Annotated in this window: 19 protein-coding genes and 1 tRNA gene; 9 read left to right on the forward strand and 11 right to left on the reverse strand. The window is 63.4% G+C overall.

The features are described from left to right. Positions 1-2: 2 nt before the first annotated feature. Positions 3-1,733 (reverse strand): amidohydrolase, encoded by a 1,731-nt coding sequence (locus ACZ5WT_RS04185; protein WP_464286129.1) that lies wholly within the window; start codon positions 1,731-1,733, stop codon positions 3-5. Between the two features lie 199 nt (positions 1,734-1,932). On the opposite strand from ACZ5WT_RS04185, the gene ACZ5WT_RS04190 reads away from it, so the two are divergent. Both ACZ5WT_RS04190 and ACZ5WT_RS04195 read left to right on the forward strand, forming a co-directional pair. Then, the gene (locus tag ACZ5WT_RS04190) at positions 1,933-2,427 is read left to right on the forward strand and encodes a CAP domain-containing protein (RefSeq protein WP_464286130.1); all 495 of its coding nucleotides are present in this window, start codon (positions 1,933-1,935) and stop codon (positions 2,425-2,427) included. Further along, entirely contained in the window at positions 2,417-2,644 is a 228-nt protein-coding gene (locus ACZ5WT_RS04195) for a sulfurtransferase TusA family protein (RefSeq protein ID WP_464286131.1), read from the forward strand. The genes ACZ5WT_RS04190 and ACZ5WT_RS04195 overlap by 11 nt, the downstream gene beginning before the upstream one ends. A gap of 5 nt (positions 2,645-2,649) precedes the next feature. Here the strand turns inward: ACZ5WT_RS04195 and ACZ5WT_RS04200 are convergent. The 3 genes from ACZ5WT_RS04200 to ACZ5WT_RS04210 form a co-directional block, all read right to left on the reverse strand. Then, positions 2,650-2,733: transfer RNA gene (locus tag ACZ5WT_RS04200), tRNA-Leu, on the reverse strand. A 54-nt stretch (positions 2,734-2,787) separates the two neighbouring features. After that, positions 2,788-3,099: an AzlD domain-containing protein gene (locus ACZ5WT_RS04205; RefSeq protein WP_464286132.1), complete on the reverse strand. Its 312-nt coding sequence runs from the start codon at positions 3,097-3,099 to the stop codon at positions 2,788-2,790. After that, positions 3,086-3,811 (reverse strand): AzlC family ABC transporter permease, encoded by a 726-nt coding sequence (locus ACZ5WT_RS04210; RefSeq protein ID WP_464286133.1) that lies wholly within the window; start codon positions 3,809-3,811, stop codon positions 3,086-3,088. Before ACZ5WT_RS04210 ends, ACZ5WT_RS04205 begins: the two co-directional genes overlap by 14 nt. Before the next feature lie 292 nt (positions 3,812-4,103). Here ACZ5WT_RS04210 and ACZ5WT_RS04215 point away from each other — a divergent pair, with 292 nt between their 5' ends. Continuing rightward, positions 4,104-5,459 (forward strand): MATE family efflux transporter, encoded by a 1,356-nt coding sequence (locus ACZ5WT_RS04215; protein ID WP_464286134.1) that lies wholly within the window; start codon positions 4,104-4,106, stop codon positions 5,457-5,459. Between the two features lie 36 nt (positions 5,460-5,495). Here ACZ5WT_RS04215 and aac(3) read toward each other — a convergent pair whose 3' ends face one another. Together aac(3) and ACZ5WT_RS04225 are read right to left on the reverse strand one after the other, a co-directional pair. After that, positions 5,496-6,281 carry an aminoglycoside 3-N-acetyltransferase gene (aac(3), locus tag ACZ5WT_RS04220; RefSeq protein WP_464286135.1) on the reverse strand — a complete coding sequence of 262 codons (786 nt, stop codon included), beginning with the start codon at positions 6,279-6,281 and terminating at the stop codon, positions 5,496-5,498. A gap of 2 nt (positions 6,282-6,283) precedes the next feature. Beyond that, positions 6,284-6,700 carry a winged helix-turn-helix transcriptional regulator gene (locus ACZ5WT_RS04225; protein WP_464286136.1) on the reverse strand — a complete coding sequence of 139 codons (417 nt, stop codon included), beginning with the start codon at positions 6,698-6,700 and terminating at the stop codon, positions 6,284-6,286. A gap of 103 nt (positions 6,701-6,803) precedes the next feature. On the opposite strand from ACZ5WT_RS04225, the gene ACZ5WT_RS04230 reads away from it, so the two are divergent. Beyond that, complete coding sequence (locus ACZ5WT_RS04230; RefSeq protein WP_464286137.1) at positions 6,804-7,226, forward strand: DoxX family protein; 423 nt, start codon at positions 6,804-6,806, stop codon at positions 7,224-7,226. Positions 7,227-7,271: 45 nt separating this feature from the next. Here the strand turns inward: ACZ5WT_RS04230 and ACZ5WT_RS04235 are convergent, their stop codons facing one another. Further along, the gene (locus tag ACZ5WT_RS04235) at positions 7,272-7,841 is read right to left on the reverse strand and encodes a DJ-1/PfpI family protein (RefSeq protein WP_464286138.1); all 570 of its coding nucleotides are present in this window, start codon (positions 7,839-7,841) and stop codon (positions 7,272-7,274) included. Positions 7,842-8,058: 217 nt separating this feature from the next. Between ACZ5WT_RS04235 and ACZ5WT_RS04240 the strand changes: the two genes are divergently transcribed. The 4 genes from ACZ5WT_RS04240 (at position 8,059) to ACZ5WT_RS04255 (ending at position 11,628) form a co-directional block, all read left to right on the forward strand. Beyond that, positions 8,059-9,171 carry a D-alanyl-D-alanine carboxypeptidase family protein gene (locus ACZ5WT_RS04240; protein WP_464286139.1) on the forward strand — a complete coding sequence of 371 codons (1,113 nt, stop codon included), beginning with the start codon at positions 8,059-8,061 and terminating at the stop codon, positions 9,169-9,171. Between the two features lie 201 nt (positions 9,172-9,372). Continuing rightward, complete coding sequence (locus ACZ5WT_RS04245; protein WP_464286140.1) at positions 9,373-10,056, forward strand: outer membrane protein; 684 nt, start codon at positions 9,373-9,375, stop codon at positions 10,054-10,056. Positions 10,057-10,203: 147 nt separating this feature from the next. After that, complete coding sequence (locus ACZ5WT_RS04250; protein ID WP_464286141.1) at positions 10,204-11,037, forward strand: DUF72 domain-containing protein; 834 nt, start codon at positions 10,204-10,206, stop codon at positions 11,035-11,037. A gap of 81 nt (positions 11,038-11,118) precedes the next feature. Beyond that, on the forward strand, positions 11,119-11,628 hold the full coding sequence (locus tag ACZ5WT_RS04255; protein WP_464286142.1) for a disulfide bond formation protein B: 510 nt from the start codon (positions 11,119-11,121) through the stop codon (positions 11,626-11,628). A gap of 1 nt (position 11,629) precedes the next feature. On the opposite strand, the gene ACZ5WT_RS04260 is transcribed toward ACZ5WT_RS04255, so the two are convergent. The 3 genes from ACZ5WT_RS04260 to ACZ5WT_RS04270 form a co-directional block, all read right to left on the reverse strand. Then, on the reverse strand, positions 11,630-12,187 hold the full coding sequence (locus ACZ5WT_RS04260; protein ID WP_464286143.1) for an HNH endonuclease: 558 nt from the start codon (positions 12,185-12,187) through the stop codon (positions 11,630-11,632). Positions 12,188-12,277: 90 nt separating this feature from the next. Continuing rightward, positions 12,278-12,937 (reverse strand): alpha/beta hydrolase, encoded by a 660-nt coding sequence (locus ACZ5WT_RS04265; RefSeq protein WP_464286144.1) that lies wholly within the window; start codon positions 12,935-12,937, stop codon positions 12,278-12,280. Further along, a complete protein-coding gene (locus ACZ5WT_RS04270) occupies positions 12,934-13,593 on the reverse strand; it encodes a DNA-3-methyladenine glycosylase family protein (RefSeq protein ID WP_464286145.1) in 660 nt (219 codons plus the stop codon). The genes ACZ5WT_RS04265 and ACZ5WT_RS04270 overlap by 4 nt, the downstream gene beginning before the upstream one ends. A 13-nt stretch (positions 13,594-13,606) precedes the next feature. Here ACZ5WT_RS04270 and gluQRS point away from each other — a divergent pair, with 13 nt between their 5' ends. Continuing rightward, the gene (gene gluQRS / locus ACZ5WT_RS04275; RefSeq protein WP_464286146.1) at positions 13,607-14,470 is read left to right on the forward strand and encodes a tRNA glutamyl-Q(34) synthetase GluQRS; all 864 of its coding nucleotides are present in this window, start codon (positions 13,607-13,609) and stop codon (positions 14,468-14,470) included. Here gluQRS and ACZ5WT_RS04280 read toward each other — a convergent pair. Then, on the reverse strand, positions 14,467-15,411 hold the full coding sequence (locus ACZ5WT_RS04280) for an NAD-dependent epimerase/dehydratase family protein (protein WP_464286147.1): 945 nt from the start codon (positions 15,409-15,411) through the stop codon (positions 14,467-14,469). The genes gluQRS and ACZ5WT_RS04280 overlap by 4 nt on opposite strands. Positions 15,412-15,493: the final 82 nt, after the last annotated feature.

Here is a 15,493-nt window from a genome sequence, read left to right on the forward strand (position 1 = left end):
GGCTAACCCACATATCGCCGTTCGCCATCCAGCCAGGTTTCCCGCACGGCAATGCTGCGCAGGGCCGACGGATCGACCCGCGTGGGATCCTGATCGAGCACGACCAGGTCCGCCGCCTTGCCGGGTTCAAGCGACCCGGTAAAGTCGCGCTGGCACTGCCACGCCGCGTCGGCAGTAGCCATTCTCAGGGCCGCCTCGACCGGAATCCGCTCTGCCGAGTTGAGGACCTTGCCGCCATCGCGCATGGTGCGGGTCACGGCGTTTTCGACCATGCGCAACGGCTCGATCTCCGTCACGTTCCAGTCAGAATGAAGCGTCGGCCGCAAACCGGCCCGCAGCGCTGATGCACAGGGATCGAGACGTCCCGCCCGCTCCGGCCCCAGGATCTCGTCGCGGAAGGCCCGGCCCCAATAGTGAACATGGCCGATCAAAAACGAAGGCGACAGGTCCATGTCCTTCATCCGCGCGATCTGATCGTCATGAAGGATCGAGCAATGTTCGATCCTGTGTCGGTGGTCACTGCGAGGCTTGTCCTTGAGAACCGTCTGATAGGCATCCAGCGCCACATCAATGGCCGCGTCCCCATTGGCATGCACGCAGACCTGCCAACCATCGTCATGGGCCTCGCGGATGGCAGCGGTCAGCTGCTCAAGGGTGTAGTTTAGCGAGCCTCGGGCGTCCGAGTTGAGATAGGGTTGGCGCAGGTAGCCGCTCCGTCCCTGGTTTGATCCATCGCTCCAGGCTTTCACCGCCCCGATCCGGAACCGGTCATCCCCCATTCCCGGCTTGAAGCCAGCCTCTCGCCAGGCTTGCATGCCGGTCGAAACCAGCGCGCCGCCAAAGCGGATCGGCGGGTCCAGCGCCATGACCTCGCGCAGGATGGTGAGGTCACCAAGGCCCTGGGCGCCAAGGCTGCAATCGAACAGACCGGTGCAACCGCGGCTTGCGGCCAGATCGAACAACCGGCTGATCGCACTCACGGTTTCATCGGCTGTCGGCAGCGGCATCTTCAGGATGAACGGGCCCATGGCCGCCTGTTCCTCCAGCCGCCCGGTCAGCTCGCCGTTGGAATCGCGAACGTAGCGGGCCTGCGGCGGATCGGGCGTATCCCGTGTGACGCCGGCAACGTCCAGCGCACGGGAATTCACATAGGCGATGTGCCCATTGGATTCGAAGACATAGAGCGGATTATCGGGAGCGATCTGATCGAGCAGGCCACGCTCGATGCGCACCTGACCCGGCGTGATCGAGGGATCGAACTGCCAGGCCCGGACCCACGCACCGGGCGCCGCCCTGCCCGCCGCGTCGCGCAGCTTGCCAATCACCTCGTCAAGGTTCCTGACCACGAAGGGACCCACGTCGATCCAGTCTTCGAAAGAGACAAACGCGGTGTGCATGTGTGGATCGATCAGGCCGGGCAGCAAGGTTCCGCCGTCCAGATCCACCATTTTGGTCTGCGGCGTGCGTAGGCCCTCCAAATCGGAGACCGAGCCCACCGCGATAATCCTGCCCCCCGAAACGGCCACGGTTTCGGCACGTGGCCGACTGGGGTCCATGGTCAGCACGGTGCCACCCTGGAAGAGAATTTCCGCGCCACCACTGCTGGGGGGGCGGATGGGTGATTGCCGTGTCGGGAAGCCAGTGTATGCAAATCCGCCACCGCCGACCTCGCTGGCACGGCGCGCTAAGAGTGACGTGTAGGCGGCAAGTCCGCCGTTGCAGGCAATGCACATGTCGATCCTCCCGGCCAAATCGCTCGTCAGGTAACGCGCGGCACGGCTGGTCGTTCACTTCGGACGGCGTTTGGCACCGCTCGCTCGTTCACTCCGCGTTAAGCTCGTGGTCAGCGCTGTGATGCTACTGAAGGCCAAACCATCTTTTGGCCTTGCTGTCCTCCTAGGGGGCGAGCGTCACTCACTTCAGGATCAGTCCATGACCACCATGCGTTTCTTAAAGCCGGCGCTCCTGCCGATCGCAGCCATCGCGGCGGCCATGACTGTGGCGGCCTGCAGCATGGTCGGCGGCGGCGGCAGCAGCACTGCCATCGCCCTGTCGCCGGGCCTATCGGCCCGCATGGACCAGCCGGGCGCCAGCCTCGACCGGGCTCAGGCCATCGGCCTCGTCAATGCCTATCGGGCCACCAATGGGCTGCCAGCGTTGATCTCGGACCCCGCCCTCGATGGCACCGCCCAGGCACTCGCCACCCAGTATTCTCAGACCGGCACGCCGCCCAAGACCCCTCAGGGTCTGGCCACCATGAAGCTCAGCGCCGGCTATGCCACTTTTGCCGAAACCTTCTCGGGCTGGCGCAATAACCCGGACGATGCCGCGGGTCTGCGTGCCAATGCCACCAAGGCCGGCGTGGCAGTCAGCTTCAACCCCAGCTCAAGCTACGGCATTCACTGGGTTCTCGTCCTTGGCAACTGAGCCGGAAGTCATCGACGCGCGCGGGCTGAAATGCCCGCTGCCTGTCCTCAAGATGGAAAAACGTCTGGCGGCCCTGCCGCCCGGCGCGACGCTGCGCGTGCTCGCCACCGATCCCATGGCCAAAATCGACATTCCTCTGCACTGCCAGCAGAATGCCCATGCCTGCACGACCAGCACCGAGGGCGGGGTGATGCAGTTTACGATCATCAAAGGGTAGGAAAGTGGTGCCCCCCGCCGGACTCGAACCGGCACGCCTCGCGGCGGAGGATTTTGAGTCCTCTGCGTCTACCATTCCGCCAGAGGGGCACGGGAAAAGTCTCTAGCCTAGCTCGGGTTGCGCCGCAACTGCCTGTTGCAGCTTTAACCGACGAGCCACATCCGCGCGAAATAGACCACCAGCACCCCGGCAGCCATCGCCGCGAGCAGGTTTCGCGTCACCACGTAAACAAGGGCCGTCGCGGCAGCGGCGATGATTTCGGCCGGGCTGCCAGTCACCAGCGCCGGCGCGACCAGAGCGGCCAGAACGGCCCCCGGAATATGGCGCAGCCATGCGGCGGCGAAGCCATCAGTAGGCAGGCGGTTGGCCAGCAACAGGCCGCCGGCCTTGACCGCAAAGCTCACCAGGGCCATGCCCAGAATGGCGATCAGGGCTTCCGGACTAGTGCTGAACATTGCGGAGCCTTTCTGCCAGGGCGCCGGCAAAGCTGCCGACAATCCCGCCGACCAGGATATACCAGCTCCCCGGAATGAGCTTGGCCGCGATGATGGCCGAGAGCCCGCCGACGAGCCAGGGAATGAGATCGCCCTTGCCCTTCCACATGCCCAGAAGCAGGGCCAGGAAGGTGGCGGTGAAGGCAAAGTCGAGGCCGTACTTGGCCGGGTCATCGATCGCCGAGCCCAGGCTGTAGCCAATCAGCGTCGTGGCCTGCCAGCAGACATAGGCAAACACGGCGCCACCCATGAGGAAGGCATAGGAGCCGCGCCCCTTTGCCATCTCGCCGATCGTCACGGCCCAGGTTTCGTCCGAGACCAAAGCCATGCTGAGCGCGCCCTTGGTCTGTTCATGCGCTCCGAACAGCGGGCGCAGGGTGGCAGTGAGCAGCAGATAACGCAGATTGACGATCAGGGCGGCCAGGATCAACGGACCGATCGGCAGGGTCGAGGGCGTTGTGGTCCAGAGGTCGAGCGCCACGAACTGGGCAGAGCCGGCAAAGACCAGCGCACTCATCATTGCCGCTTCGAGCAGGCTGAGCCCTGCACCACGCGCCAACACGCCCCAGACCACGCCATAGGCTGCCACCGAGATCACCACGGGAATGCAGGCGCGCGCCCCAGCGTAGAACTGGTCGGAAACTGACTGCGGGGCTGGTATGGAAATGGACATGGCGGAGTAGTAGCGAGGGAAAGCGGGGGACGCACCTGTTATTCGGTTCAACCACAATGACAATTGGTGATGCAGCCTATTCGGGCAAGTGATGGAGCCGATTGACGCTCCCATGGCGGGGGCGTAGAGAGGCAGACGTATCATTCCCTGCCTCCAACGCCCGTCCAGCCAGCGCCTCATATTTCGGGGTGCGAATCGGTCCCTGCAGCGGCCTGAACCTTATTCAGCGCCCCCGCTGTTTTCGGGGCCCGTGATGTGATGCGAACTTGTTGAGGCCTTTCGGAGCGTTCAGATGAACCCCACTACTCAGCCGCTTTGGCGGCGGTTTCTTATTTTCCTCGTGCCCTTGATGGTCGCCAATATCCTGCAGTCGCTGTCGGGCACTATCAACAACATCTATATCGGCCAGTTGATCGGCGTTGAGGCGCTGGCGGCGGTATCGACCTTCTTCCCGATCATGATGCTGCTGATTGCGTTCATCATCGGGCTGTCGGCCGGGGCCACGGTGCTGATCGGGCAGGCCTGGGGCGCAAAGAATGTCGACAAGGTCAAGGAAATCACCGGCACCACCATCACGGTGACCTTCACGCTCGGCGTGATCGTCGCCGTGGTGGGCGCGATGTTTGCGCCCCAGATGATGACCGTGCTCGGCGCACCCGCAAACGTGCTCGACATTTCCATCCAGTATGGCCGCGTCATGCTCATCGGCATGCCCGGGCTGTTCCTGTTCATGATGGTCACCTCGGTGCTGCGCGGCGTGGGCGACACCATGACCCCGCTCTATGCGCTGGCCGGCTCGCTGGTCGTCGGTCTCGTCGTGACGCCGGCGCTGATCCTGGGCTGGTTCGGCCTGCCACAGATCGGCGTGATGGCAGCGGCAGTCGCCACCATTTGCGGCTTCATGTCGGTGCTGCTCTTCCTGTTTTTCTACATGCGCGCCGTCAAGCACCCGCTGGCCCCCGACCTGACGCTGCTGAAATATCTGCGGATCAATCCCAAGCTGCTCGGGCTGATCCTCAAGCTGGGTATTCCGGCGGGCGTGCAGATGATCGTGGTTTCAGTTGCCGCCATCGTGATCGTGGGCATCGTCAACCGGTTCGGTTCCGACGCCACCGCCGCTTATGGCGCGGTCAACCAGGTGACCAGCTATGTGCAGTTCCCGGCCATGTCGATCGGCATTGCCGGCTCGATTCTGGGTGCGCAGGCCATCGGCGCGGGCCAGTTCGACCAGCTGCGGGCCATTTCGCGCACGGCGATGATGCTGAACCTAATCCTCACCGGCGCGCTGGTTCTGCTGGCCTATCTGTTCTCCGAACACCTGGTTGCCCTGTTCATTACCGACCCCAAGGTCGTCGACATGACCCTGCACCTGCTGCACATCGTGCTGTGGAGCGCGCTGGTGTTTGGCTGGAGCGGCATCCTGGCGGGCATCATGCGTGCCAGCGGCACCGTGCTGGTGCCGATGCTGATCTCGCTGGGCTGCATCATCCTCGTGGAACTGCCGCTGGCCTATTTCCTGAGCCAGGGCGCCCTCGGGTTGAGCGGCATCTGGTGGGCACTGGCGATCAACTTCTCCGCTATGTTCCTGTTCCAGGGCATCTACTACTGGTTCTTCTGGACCAAGAAGAAGATCAAGGCGCTGATCTGATACGAAACGAGGCCCGGGCACTGTCCCGGGCCTTTTTCATGGATGGCTCCCAAAACGTCGTTCCAGCCAGGCAGTCCCGAAATCGACAATCGCCGCAGCATCGACCAGCACCGATGGCGCGTGGCCAATCAGCCCGCGACGGCCTGCTCCGGTGGCCAGAAAATCCTCCACCACCTCTTCGAAATAGTCCTCGTCCAGTCCCGCCACCACCGGCTGGCCCGTATCGAACTCCTCGAAGTCGCGCCACACGGTTTTGCCATCCAACCGGATAGGCGCCGCATAGCGCAGCACGCGCTTGCCGGGAATCCGGGCCAGGTGCTCGGCATGGTGCAACAAAGTCATGGTATCGAGCGGGGCGCCCAACATCAGCGTCTTGCCACCAGCGTCAACCAACTTGCCGAACGACGAGTGTGGGCCGTAGCCATAGTCGAGCGCATGATCGGCAACGAACCATGCCGCGCGCCCGCCCAAGGCAGCACAGGATGCCCCGGGGCTGCCGCTGCGCAAGGCGCCGGGCGTGGTGCGCAATAGTTCGGGAAACGCGCCATTATCGCGAATGGCGCGGGACGCGAGCGGATCGAAGGCCGGAATATGCGCGCGCAGCGAGGGATCGTCGGTCGTTTCCAACTGCCAGTCGCAATAGGCCAGGATGGTGCCATCGGGACCGACCGCGTCGCGCAAGGCCGCGATAAGCGCATCGGGTCCGCCCAGGATCGGCCCCACGGCGCGCAGCCCCGCATGGACGAGCACCGCATCGCCCGGGCCGAGGCCCAGGGCGGCGCAGTGTTCGGCCAGCTTTTGGCGCGTCCAGGGAGGCGGCATGATCAGCCGCGGACGTAGGCGACCTTGCGAGGCTCGGCGGCCGCGACGGCATTCTCGCGCGAGTCATAGATCTCGCGGGCTTCGAGGATGGCCGTGTGGTGTTCGGCCGACCAGTCCCACAGCTTGCTGATCGGGACTTCCAGCGTCTTGCCCATTTCGGTGAGGCTGTACTCAACCCGCGGCGGCACTTCTGGATAGATGGTGCGGGTAACCAGACCATCGCGCTCCAGATTGCGCAGCGTCAGCGTCAGCATGCGCTGGCTCACGCCATTGATCATGCGCTTGAGCTCGTTGAACCGCAGCGTGCCATTGCGTCCGAGCATGCCCACCACCATCACGCTCCACTTGTCGCCAATGCGATTGAGCACATCCGACATGGCGTGGCAGTTGGAAGATTTGGAAGTGTCGTGCAGTGACATTTCTGTGCCTTCTTGTTGAGAACCTAGGCACTAATATAGAGGTAGTTCTCTTCTGTGCCTAGGGAGCGATTGTCGCAAGGGGGCATTAAGGGAGCGATGAGGTATGACTGACACGACGAACGGCACCGCCAGCCGTAATTGGTGGAGCATTGGCCTGTGGACCGCCCAGATTTTGTTGGCTCTGGTCTTTGGATCGGCTGGCCTGATGAAAACCGTCCAGCCCATCGATGCCCTTGCCGCCATGATGGCCTGGGTGGGCCACTCGCCCGAACTGCTGGTGCGTTTCATCGGTATCGTTGAGGTCCTCGGCGCCCTCGGTGTCATCCTGCCCGCCCTGACCCGCATTCTGCCCTGGCTGACGCCGCTCGCCGCGCTCGGCTTTGCCATCATCCAGGTGCTGGCCATTGGCGTCCATGCCTCGCTGGGCGAGACCGCCACGTCCCTGCCGATGAACCTCGTGTTGCTGGCGCTGTCGCTGCTGGTGGTCTGGGGCCGCACCCGCAAGGCGCCGATCACCGCCCGCTGATACTGCCCCCAGCTGTACCGACTTCTCCCTCCGGGAGAGGTCGGATCACCCCGCCTTATGCTCGGCGCCATACATGCCCAGATAATAATCGAGATCGCCTGTGCGCAGGCCAAGGGACTCGAGCACCCCGCCCATGAAGCTCACCGGGGCCGTTCCGGCCGCGGTGACGATCCGTCCATCGACCACCGCCTGGGGCTGGTCGAGATAATGCGCCGCGCCGCGATAGCCCGTCGGCGTCAGGTTCTCGCTGTGATTGGACGTATGCGCCACATCGTCGAGCAGGCCGGCGCGCGCCAAAGCCAGCGTCGCATCGCAAATGGCAGCCACGGTCTTGCCGGCATCGCGCGCCGCCACCAGGACCGCGCTGACGTCAGGCGCATCTTCGCGGCTCCAGGCCGTACCGCCATTCACCACCAGTGCGTCGATGACGGAGACATCGATATCCTCGACCGCCAGATCGGGCATAACCCGCAGCCCGCCGGCCGAGGTCACCACCTGCCCGCCGGGCGTCGCAAACTGCGTGGTGATGCCGAAATACTGCTTTGCTCCGGCATTGAGCAGGGCCGTCTCCCAGTCGGCATAGCCCTCGCTCAAAATGGTCACAATCGTCGTCAATGCAGCCTCCTAATTTGTCTGCACGCACCGTGAAGGGTACCGCTGTCAGAAGCTGGCAGTAGGATGCGGAGTTCAAAAGGATGTCAGGGTGACCTCCCCGCATTGAGCAAAAGCGGTGTTTTTGCTAAGAGGGGCCCGCCTGCCCCCACCTGCCGGATCGGAATTCTCTCCCGTGCTATTTGCCCGTCGTCTTGTTCTCGTCCTCATGCTCGCTGTGTTGAGCCTGGCACCTGCGCGCGCCAACCCGATGCTGCTGGTGGATATGGACAATTTCGATGTGTTGTATGCACAGGACGCCGGCCAGCCCTGGCACCCGGCGTCACTGACCAAGATGATGACCGCCTTTGTCACCTTCGAGCAGATCGCCCTGGGCAAGGTAAGTCTAGATACCCCGGTCATCGTCTCCAAGAAGGCTGTAGCTCTTGCGCCCTCCAAGTCCGGCCTGCCGGTGGGCAGCGCCGTCAGCCTGCAGGACGCGCTCTATCTGATGCTGGTCAAGTCGGCCAACGACATCGCCCTTTCCATTGCCGAAACGGTGGGCGGCGACGAAGCCGGCTTCATCGCGCTGATGAACAATGCCGCCAGCCGCATGGGGCTGACGGCCACGCACTACGTGAACCCGCATGGCCTGCACGATATCGGCCAGGTCACCTCGGCCCGCGACATGGCCGTGCTCTCGCTCTATATCCGCCAGAGCTTCCCCCAATACATGCCCATTTTCGGCACCGACACGGTAGTGCTCAACGGCAAGAAGCTGGAGTCGGAAAACAAGCTGCTGGGCAAGTTCGCCGGCACCACCGGCATGAAGACGGGCTTTGTCTGCGCCTCGGGCCTCAACATGGTGGCCACCGTCCAGCGCAATGGCCGCAACATGATGGCTGTCATCATGGGCGCATCATCGGCCCGCGAGCGCAATGAACGCGCCGCCGAGCTTGTGCTAAAGGGGCTTTCCGGCGGCGCCACCCCAACAGGCCAGTCCGTGCTGGCGCTCACCAACAAGGTCGGCACGCCTCCCGTCGACATGCGTGCCCTGATCTGCGGCAAGGACGCCGCCACCTACACCGCCGCCCAGCAGGCCGCCTTCCCGATGGGGCTCAAGGACCAGCCGAGCTACCTTACCGACACCATCGCGTCGTCACCCTATGTGGCGACCGACCTCGGCCGCATCGCGGTCGGGATCAACTTGCCGCGCCCGCGCCCGTATCACGCGCCAGTGTTCACGCTGCCGACCACCGAGGCCTCACTCGGCACCGACCTGCGCCCGGGCCTACCGGCCGCGGTCGTTTCGGCTAACCCCTTCCCGCGCCCGCGCCCCGATTTCTACCGCTAGCAACGGCGCCTTCAGCGCCAAAAAAGCCCCGGCGGGACTGCATTGTGGCAGCACCAAGGCAGCACAATTGCGCCCAGCGCATTTGTGATCGCCTGCCATGCTCTCCTGCATGGCGTTAACCCTGTTCCTTACCGTGGTGTTAATTTTTTCGGTCGCATTTTGCGGGAAATTGTTAGCCCCTTATTCACGACGAGGATTTCCATGAAGCGCATTGGCATCATGCTCTCCGCCATCCTGCTGATGAGCACCGCGACCCAGGCTGCCGATCTCGGCTGGAACAGCGGGCCCAGCCCGGTCTACTCCCCCACCCCCGCCGCCAGCTGGTCTGGCTTCTACGCTGGTCTCAACGCCGGCTATGGCTGGGGCACCCTGACCCGCCAGCCTGCCGGCGGCGGCGCCAAGGTCGAAAACAATACCGGCGGCGCCACGCTCGGCGGCCAGGTCGGCTACAACATGGATATGGGCGGCTTCGTGCTTGGCGCCGAAGCAGACCTGCAGTGGTCGGGCATCAGCCACACCCAGGACATTCCCGGCACCGGCAGCTTCAAGTCGAGCGTCGATTTCTTCGGCACCCTTCGCGGTCGCGCCGGCATGGCCTTTGGCCAGGTGATGCCCTATGTGACCGCCGGCGTCGCCGCAGGCCGCGGTTCTGCCAGCCTCACCGATCCGGCCAATGTCGTGACCTCGCAGTCGGCCACCCACATGGGCTGGACCATCGGCGCGGGTCTGGAAGCCCAGGCCACCGAGAACATCACCTTCAAGGCCGAGTATCTCTACGTCGACCTCGGCACCCAGACCTATAACGGCCTGCCCGTTGGTATCGGCAATATCGACTCAAGCCAGCGCTTCAGCGTCGTCCGCGCCGGTATCAACTACAAGTTCTAGTCAGCCGTCCTTACGTCCCATGCAGTAGGAAGGGGTTGGCTTCGGCCGGCCCCTTTTCTCATGGCAAGGCCCTCGAACCAGCGCCGCTCTGGCGGGGATGGGACGATTTGGTTAGGCTCGCCAGCAGTCATCCGGGGAGAGAATGTCATGACCACAGTGGGCGCGGTGCGCACCGGAACGGCGGGCTGGGTCTTTGAGCCCTGGCGCGGCACTTTCTATCCCGATGGCCTCGTGCAGAAAAAGGAGCTGGCCTATGCCAGCTCGCGCCTCGGCAGCATCGAGATCAACGCCACCTTCCGCGCCAACCAGAAGCCGGAGAGCTTTGCCAAATGGGCGGGCGAGGCGCGCGACGGGTTTGTCTTTTCCATCAAGGGACCACAACTCGTAACCCACATCAAGCGGCTCAAGAACTGCGAGTCCGAACTCGCCAATTTCTTCGCTTCGGGACCGCTGGCGCTGGGCAGCAAACTTGGCCCCTTCATCTGGCAACTGCCGCCCAACCAGACCTATCACCGCGACGTGCTTGAGGGCTTTCTGGCGCTGCTGCCCCGTACCAGCGCCGATTATGTCGCCTTCGCCAGCAAGGCCGACGGGCAGCTGAAATCGCCCCCTTTTCTCACCACCGATGGTGTCGGGCCGATCCGCCACGCCGTTGAAATGCGCCATGCCAGTTTTGATGACCCGGAGGTCAACGCGCTGCTCGCTGCGCACAATGTCGCCCGCGTCATTGCCGACACCGCGGAAAACCCATCGCGCGAACTGACCGCCGACTTTGCCTATTGCCGCCTGCAGGGGCCGGCCCATCCCGGTGCCAATGGTTACACACCGGACGACATTGTTGAATGGGCCGAGGTGGCGAAAGGCTGGGCCGAAGCCGGTCGCGATGTGTTCGCCTATTTCGTGCATGAGGACAAATTGCACGCCCCCGCCAATGCCATCGCCCTGCGTCAGGCGCTCGGCATCTCCCTGCCGGGTGATTGATCACAAGCCTGTTTCCCTGCTGGAATTTGCCGCAATGGCGGTCTATCCAGCTTCATCACAGCGTCACTGAGAGATCCCCAAATGGCCGCATCGATTTTCCAACCGCTCGACAAGAAGTCGGCGGGCCTTGCCTTCGTGCTCGGTCTGGCCGCGATCCTGCTGGCATGGGCCTCGCAGCTGTTTGGCGGACTGGTACCGTGCGAATTGTGCCTGGAACAGCGACTGTCCTATTACTGGGGCCTGCCGCTGCTGTTCCTGATCCTGTTGCTGTGGAACCGCCTGCCGCTGCCGGTCTGGTATGCAGGCATGGCCATCGTCACCGCCATCTTTGCCTGGGGCACCTATATGGGCACCTTCCATGCTGGCGTGGAATGGGGCTTCTGGCCTGGCCCGACAGCCTGCACCGGCGTTGGCGAAACCATGGATTTCAGCGCTCTGAGCAACCTCACCCCGGTCATCGGCTGTGACGTCGTGCAGTTCCGGTTCCTGGGCATTTCGCTGGCCGGCTACAACGCTCTGGTGTCGCTTGCCATCGTCGTTCTGCTGATCGTCGCCATTGTGGCGCAGATGCGCCACAACAAGCGCGCCTGATCTAGGGTTCCAGCTCGATATCCCAGTAAAGATAGTCGAGCCAGCTGCGGTGCAAATGGTTGGGCGGAAACGCCCGGCCATTATTGTGCAGGTCATGCACCGTCGGATGATATGGCGTCTGGTGGGGAAACATCCGGATTTCGCTCGGCATCCGGTTGGCCTTCCTGAGATTGCAGGGCGCGCAGGCCGCAACAACGTTTTCCCAGGTTGTCTGCCCGCCCTTTGAGCGCGGGATCACGTGATCGAAGGTCAGATCATCCTTGCCGCCGCAATACTGGCACTGGAAGCGGTCGCGCAGGAATACGTTGAACCGGGTAAAGGCGGGATAACGCGCCGGTTTTACATAATCCTTGAGCGACACCACGCTCGGCAGCCGCATCTCGAAGCTGGGCGAGTGGATAACCGTGTCATACTGGGAAACAATATTCACTCGCTCCAGGCACACCGCCTTGATGGCGTCCTGCCAGGACCACAGCGAGAGTGGATAATAGCTGAGAGGCCGAAAATCGGCGTTCAGCACAAGCGCGGGACAGGCCTCAGGCGACACGTGGATGGTCACAAGAGTCTCCCGGATCGGGAATCGTGTAAGTCCATAGCCCCGATATAATAATCCCTTTGTGTCAGGGCTGTGAAGCGGGGGGCGCTGTCTTTATTTTCTTGAAATATTCGCGATGAACTTGGTCGCGAATTCTAGGCCGTCTGGTGCGATGCCATGCGACGTGCCGTGGCTGACGTGATAGCTGACGTCATAGCCCGCCTTGACCAGAGCTTCATTGGCCTCGGCGCTGAGTTCGGGGCTGACCACGTCGTCCATATCGCCATGGATGAGGCAGACCGGCGTTTTGGGATGTGCCGGGTCGGCAAAATTGCCCGGCGGCAGGAAAGCTCCGGAAAAGGCGATAATGCCCATCAGGGGCGTCTCGAGCCCCAGCCCGACATGCAGCGACATCATCGCGCCCTGGCTGAACCCGGCCAGAATGGTGTTTTCGGGCAGAATGCCGGTCTGGGCCCACATATCCTTCAGAAACTGTTCGAGGATCGGCCTGGCATTGATGACGCCGGTCTGCCGACTCGCGAGGCGATCGCCTGCGAAGTCAATCTCGAACCACTGGTAGCCACCGGCGAAGCCATCGCATTGTGCCGGGCCATTGGGCGCGACGAACAGCGCATCCGGCAGGGTGGACTGCCAATGCGGCGCCAGCCCGATCAGGTCATTGCCATCGCTGCCATAACCATGCAGCAGCACGACGGCCTGCTTGGCCGGGGCGCCCGAAATCGGCAGCAGCATGGGTCCGGAGAGCTTGGTCACAACAATATTCCTTCACGGTCGCGCATCACGGCAAAATAGCGCCAGAACAGCAGTGCGGCGGCGGAGCGATGCGGCGTCCAGCCGGCGGCCAGGGTGATCATCTCCTTGATGGTCGGGCGGGCGTCAAGCCCAAGCCCATGCTGCACCGCCTTGAGCAGCGCCAGATCGCCCGCCGGAAACACATCCGGGTGTCCGGCGCAGAACATCAGGTACACCTCGGCCGTCCACGGACCGATCCCCTTATGTGCCACCAGATACCGCACCGCCTCTTCGGCCGGCAGCGTCTCGAGATGGTCGAAATCCAGCGCCCCGGCGACCATGGCCTCGGCGATCACCCGCACGGTGCGATACTTGCCGCCTGAAAACCCGGTGGCCCGCACCTGCTCTTCGCTCAGCGACAGATAGGTCTGCGGATCGAGCGCGCCCGGCAATTGCTCAAACCTGGCCCAGATGGCCCCAGCACTAGCCACCGACAATTGCTGGCCACAGATCACCTTGGCAATGCCGAAAAACCCCGGCTGGGTGATTCGCGGCTGCACCGGCCCGGCAAAATCGCGCACGGCGGCAAGCCTGGGGTCGATGCGCGTCAGCTCCTCGATATGCCCGGCGATGGCGGCGACGCTGTCGAGGCGCGGTGACGAAAGCAGTTCAGTCATGTAGAAGCGCCTTGTGTCGCAGAATTCATCCCGCCCCGTCCTTCGTTTCGCCCCCAGCCCCAATGGCCTGCTCCACCTCGGGCACGCCTATTCGGCGCTCTGTACCTGGAACGCTGCCAAGGCGCTGGGTGGTGTCGCCCTGTTGCGCATCGAAGACATCGACGAAGAACGCAGTAAACCCGAATTTGCCGCCGCGATCCTCAACGATCTGCACTGGCTGGGTCTTGAATGGCCCGAACCGGTCATGCGGCAGTCCGAACGGATGGATGTCTATGCCGAAGCCGGCAATGTGCTGCGAGACCGGGGCCTTCTCTACCCCTGTTTCTGCTCGCGCAGCGAAATTGCCGCCGCCGCCACACAGACCGATCCCGATGAAGCCCCACTCTATCCCGGCACCTGCCGCCACCTCGATCGCGGCGTGCAGATCGAGCGGCTGGAGCGCGGCGATCCCGTGCAGTTCCGGCTCGACACAGCCAGCGCGCTGGATCAAGTGGGCCTGCTGACCTACACCGTCATCGGCCCCACCATGGCCGACCGGCCGCAGATCCGTCATGCCCGTCCCGAGCGCTGGGGCGATGTGGTGTTGCAGCGCAAAGGCACGCCCACCAGCTATCACCTCAGCGTCGTAGTGGATGACGCCGCCCAGGGCATCACCCACGTTACGCGTGGCCGGGACATGGAAGCAGCGACCGATATGCATGCGCTGCTGCAAATGCTGCTGGGCCTGCCCGCACCGATCTATCACTTCCACCGCCTGATCCTGGATGATGCCGGCCGGAAGCTCGCCAAGTCGAAGGGTTCGGAGAGCCTCGCCGACCTGCGCGCCAAGGGGTGGACGCCCGACGATGTCAGGCGCGCCGTGGGCCTGCCGCTCTAGGCGGCCTTCTGTCCCCGCATCGAGCTCACCCGCTCCGCCACCGCCTGCTCGAACGGCGTACCGAAATCGGGCCCGAGAAGCGCGTCGAGCCGCGGATCGACCAGCTCCATCGGGTTGTTCCACAGGTAGCGCATCTTGACGATCTCGCGGATAACGCCATTGGCCAGTCCCATGGCCTGCAGCAGCAGCCACGGCGCCGGTACCGGACGAAGCGGCTGGGGCCACCCCGCCTGGATCGCCTGCAGCAGCTGGCGATGGGTCCGATAATGCCCGGCAAAGTGAAAGGTCTCGAAACCGCTCAGCTCATTGCGCTTGTCGGCCACGGCGACGAAGGCCCGGCTCAGGTCCGGCAGATAGGCCCAGGCATGCCCAAGGTCGAGATCGGCCATGTGGTAGACCTTGCCCTTGGCCGCATCCATCATCATCAGCTGGTCGAACCAGTCGCCTGTCATATGCGGCGCATAAAAGTCGCCGGCGCGAATGATGATGGTCTGGAATTTTCCGGCCGCGCTGGCGGCCCGCAGCATGTCTTCCTGCCGGACCCTGATGGCTCCGCGCGGGGTTTGCGGATACTGGGTCGTCGACGGCGCGATGCGTCGATCGGTGGCGGCATAATTGTAGATATTGCCGGGATAAAGCAGCGTCTTGCTGCTCTCGCCCATGGCGGCGATCACAGTCGCCAGCTGCGCTTCGGCGCGCCCCTTGTCCCATTTGTCATAGGGCAGGTTCAGCGCATTGACGACGATATCGGCGCCGCTAATGGCCGCCCGCACGTCATCAAGATTGGCCGCATCGCCCTTGATGAAACCGACGCCCTCCAGCGGTCGCCGGTTGGTGCGGCCAAAGCCGCTCACCCCATATCCCGCTGCGTGAAAGGCCCGCGCCGCCTCGTAGCCGATATGCCCGTTGCTGCCCAGAACCGTGACACTGCCCTTGCTCATTTGCTCTCTCCTTGGTGCCTGGACAGAGCATCCCCCATTCATTATCGTTGCGACATTCTCGAAATTCGCACACCGAACATTC

This window comes from Devosia sp. T2-14 (assembly GCF_055397495.1).

Bases quoted from the DNA above. Each gene is read 5' to 3' on its own strand.
- ACZ5WT_RS04230 (WP_464286137.1), top strand. From the start codon at position 6,804: ATGACTGACACGACGAACGGCACCGCCAGCCGTAATTGGTGGAGCATT.
- ACZ5WT_RS04250 (WP_464286141.1), top strand. From the start codon at position 10,204: ATGACCACAGTGGGCGCGGTGCGCACCGGAACGGCGGGCTGGGTCTTT.
- ACZ5WT_RS04245 (WP_464286140.1), top strand. From the start codon at position 9,373: ATGAAGCGCATTGGCATCATGCTCTCCGCCATCCTGCTGATGAGCACC.
- ACZ5WT_RS04280 (WP_464286147.1), bottom strand. From the start codon at position 15,411: ATGAGCAAGGGCAGTGTCACGGTTCTGGGCAGCAACGGGCATATCGGC.
- ACZ5WT_RS04255 (WP_464286142.1), top strand. From the start codon at position 11,119: ATGGCCGCATCGATTTTCCAACCGCTCGACAAGAAGTCGGCGGGCCTT.
- ACZ5WT_RS04185 (WP_464286129.1), bottom strand. From the start codon at position 1,733: ATGTGCATTGCCTGCAACGGCGGACTTGCCGCCTACACGTCACTCTTA.
- ACZ5WT_RS04205 (WP_464286132.1), bottom strand. From the start codon at position 3,099: ATGTTCAGCACTAGTCCGGAAGCCCTGATCGCCATTCTGGGCATGGCC.
- ACZ5WT_RS04270 (WP_464286145.1), bottom strand. From the start codon at position 13,593: ATGACTGAACTGCTTTCGTCACCGCGCCTCGACAGCGTCGCCGCCATC.
- ACZ5WT_RS04210 (WP_464286133.1), bottom strand. From the start codon at position 3,811: ATGTCCATTTCCATACCAGCCCCGCAGTCAGTTTCCGACCAGTTCTAC.
- ACZ5WT_RS04215 (WP_464286134.1), top strand. From the start codon at position 4,104: ATGAACCCCACTACTCAGCCGCTTTGGCGGCGGTTTCTTATTTTCCTC.
- ACZ5WT_RS04225 (WP_464286136.1), bottom strand. From the start codon at position 6,700: ATGTCACTGCACGACACTTCCAAATCTTCCAACTGCCACGCCATGTCG.
- ACZ5WT_RS04190 (WP_464286130.1), top strand. From the start codon at position 1,933: ATGACCACCATGCGTTTCTTAAAGCCGGCGCTCCTGCCGATCGCAGCC.